Annotated in this window: 1 protein-coding gene; it reads right to left on the bottom strand. The window is 66.6% G+C overall.

All coding sequences use genetic code 11. From position 1 onward, the window contains the following. Positions 1 to 3,452: non-ribosomal peptide synthetase (locus K675_RS0119210; protein WP_017905107.1), on the bottom strand; the 3,452-nt coding region annotated here is incomplete at both ends.

Raw genomic sequence — 3,452 nt, forward strand, 5'->3', positions numbered from 1 at the left:
CTTGCTGAACGGGTTCGACAGGAAGCGTTCGGCGGTCAGCTCGTCACGGTTCAGATAACCCCGCGACACACCGGCCCCGCCGACATACAACTCACCGACCACACCCACCGGTACCGGTTCACGCCGGTCATCGAGCACGTACAACTGCAGATCGGGGATCCGCACGCCGATGGGGCTGACGCCGGCACGCTGCGCATCGGCCGCCGTCAACGGGCAGTAGGTCACATGCACCGTGGTTTCGGTGATGCCATACATATTCACCAACTGGGTGCCGGCGTTGGCCACCCGTGCGTACCACGGCTTGAGCATCCCGGTTTCCAGGGCTTCGCCACCGAAGATCACCTGGCGCAGGGAGTGTCGCAACTCGCTCTCGCCCTGGGCGTTGAGCAACTGGCGGAAGGCGCTCGGGGTCTGGTTGAGTACCGTTACCCCGGCATTGCACAGCAGTGCGTAGCACTCTTCGGGCGAACGGCTGACCCACTGTGGTACCACCAGCAGGCGCCCGCCATGCAGCAGCGCGCCCCAGATTTCCCAGACCGAGAAGTCGAAGGCGAACGAGTGGAACAGGGCCCAGACATCCTGCTCATTGAAGTCGAACCAGGCCCTGGTGGCCGAGAACAGCCGGGCGACGTTGCGGTGTTCGACCATCACGCCCTTGGGCAGCCCGGTGGAGCCGGAGGTGTAGATCACGTAGGCCAGGTGATGCGGGCTGATCCCGCTGACTCGCGGATTGCCGCTGGACTGGGCCTGCAGGGCCGGGCTGCGCAGGTCCAGCCGTGGACCGTCGAAAGTGTCCAGCAGCGCCAGGCCGGCCGCATCGGCCAGCACCGCCACCGGGCCGCTGTCGCGCAGCTGGTAGGCGATCCGCTCGGCCGGATAGGCCGGGTCGATCGGCACGTAGCCCGCGCCGGACTTGAGGATGCCAAGCAGGCCGACAATCATCTCCAGGCCACGCTCGACACAGATCGCCACCCGATCATCCGGACGCACCCCCAGGGCCAGCAACTGATGGGCCACCTGGTTGGCGCGGGCATTGAGTTCGCCGTAGCTCAAGGTGCGGTCTTCGTACTGCAGCGCCACGGCTTCCGGTTGCGCCAGCGCCCAGGCTTCGAAGGTGCGGTGGATCAGGGTGTCGTCGGCGTAAGAGACATGTGGGGTGTTCCAGCTTTCCAGCAATTGCTGGCGCTCGCCCGCCGGCAGGATATTCACCCCGCCCAATGGGGCTTGCGGTGTCTGCTCCAGCGCCAGTACCAGGTTTTCCAGGGCGCAGTGCATATAGTCGCAGATCCGTTGCGCGCCGATCTGCGCCTCGGCCATGACCGTCAGGTTGAAACCTTCGCCCAGGTCATTCACCGACAGGGTCAGGGGGTAGTTGGTACGCTCTTCGCCGTCCAGTGCCTGGATGCCTTCCCAGGCGGCCAGCGCCTGGTCGGTGACGCGGGTATCGATCTGCCGGTAATTGAGCAGCGAACTGAACAGCGGCATCGAGGTGGCCACGCCACTGCAACGCTGCGCCAGTACCAGCGAGGCATGTTCATGGGCCAGCAGCGTGCTGAGCCGCGCATGGGTGGCCTTCAGCCCCTCACGCACACCCTGTTCGCCCAGAGTCACCCGCAGCGGCAAGGTGTTGATGAACATGCCCAGGGCCCGATCGGCGCCCTCGCCGCCCTGCAGGCGGCCGAGCAGCACGGTGCCGAAGACCACGTCGTCCTTGCCCGACACCACGCCCAGCACACGAGCCCAGGCCAGGTGATACAGGCTGGCGGCGCCGACCCCTAGCTGCCGGGCCTGCAGACGCAGGCGCCGGCTCAGATCGGCCGCCACGTCGAGACGGACCTCCTCGATACCGCGGCCATCGCCCTGAACGTCCTGCATGCCGAATGGCAGTGTCGGCTCATCGATATCGCCGAGCATATCGCGGAAGAACGCTTCGTGCTCTTCGCGACTGATGCCCTGCCAGGCCTGGGCCACATAGTTGCGATAAGGCACGGACGGCGGCAGTTCCGCCTGCCGGCCGAGCATGTGCGCCTCGATTTCGCCGCAGAGGATACGCAGCGAAGTGGCGTCGTCCACCAGGTGATGGAACAGCAGCATGCCGACCCAGCGGTCGTGCAGTGGGTCCTGGGCGTAACCGATACGCATCATCGGTGCCTGGCGAATGTCCAGGCGGGTATGCCGTGGGTCCAGGCGCTCGCGCAGTTGTGCGGCGATATCGCCAGCCGCCGGGTCCAGCTCCAGCCGTTCCAGGCCCAGTGGCGCGTCGCGCCAGACCACCTGCACCGGCGCGTCCAGGCTTTCCCAGAGCACTGCGGTACGCAGGATGTCGTGCCGCGCCACCACCCCTTGCAGGGCCTGGGCGAAGCTGTGCAGACGCTCGAGGCTGTCGAAGCCGAACATCGCGTATTGCAGGTACGGGTCGCCCTGGGTGGCGGCCAGGTGGTGATACAGGATGCCTTCCTGCAACGGCGCCAGGGCGTAGATATCCTGCACATTGGCCAGGCCACCAGGCACGGTGGCGACCACGCGATCGATATCCTCCTGGCTCAGGGAGACCAGCGGCAGCAGGTCCGGCGTGATGCGTTCGCAACCGGCGGGGATGAGGTTCGCCGGCACCTCGACCTCGCGCCTGCCGCCCACGGCGGCGGCCAGGGCCGCCAGGGTCGGCTGGCCGAACAATACGCGCACGTCGGCGCTGAGGTCGATCTGGCGCATGCGCTCGATCAGTTTCACCGCCAGCAGCGAGTGACCGCCCAGTTCGAAGAAGTGATCGTGACGACCGACCTGCTCCAGTTGCAGCAGGTCCTGCCAGATTCGCGCAATCGCCATTTCGGTGGCGCCTTCGGGCGCTTCGTAGCCACGGCTGGCCACCGCCGAGCGATCGGGCGCCGGCAACGCCTTGCGATCGAGCTTGCCGTTGGCGGTCAGCGGGAAGGTTTCCAGGCTGACGAAGGCGCTCGGCAGCATGTGTTCGGCCAGTGTCAGGCGCAATTGTTCACGCAGTTGCACGGCGTCCAGCTCGACGCCGGCGGCAGCGATGACATAGGCCACCAGGCGCCTGTCGCCCGGCTCGTCCTCGCGTACCAGTACCACGGCATCGCGAACGCCTTCGCAGGCGGCCAGTTGCGCTTCGATCTCGCCCAGCTCGATACGGAAACCGCGGATCTTCACCTGCTCGTCGTTACGGCCAAGGTACTCCAGGCTGCCGTCGACCAGCCAGCGAGCCAGGTCGCCGGTGCGATACAGGCGAGCGTTCGGCTCGTGGCTGAACGGGTTGGCAAGGAAACGCTCGGCACTGAGTTCGGCACGGTTCAGGTAGCCACGGGCGACCCCGGCCCCGCCGACATACAGTTCGCCGACCACGCCGGTCGGTACCGGTTCGCGACGGGCGTCGAGCACATAGAGTTGCAGGTCGGGAATGCGCTTGCCGATCGGGCTCGCCCCGACACGCTGGG

The organism is Pseudomonas fuscovaginae SE-1 (assembly GCF_000364705.1).
In the GTDB taxonomy this organism is placed as follows: Bacteria; Pseudomonadota; Gammaproteobacteria; order Pseudomonadales; family Pseudomonadaceae; genus Aquipseudomonas; species Aquipseudomonas fuscovaginae_A.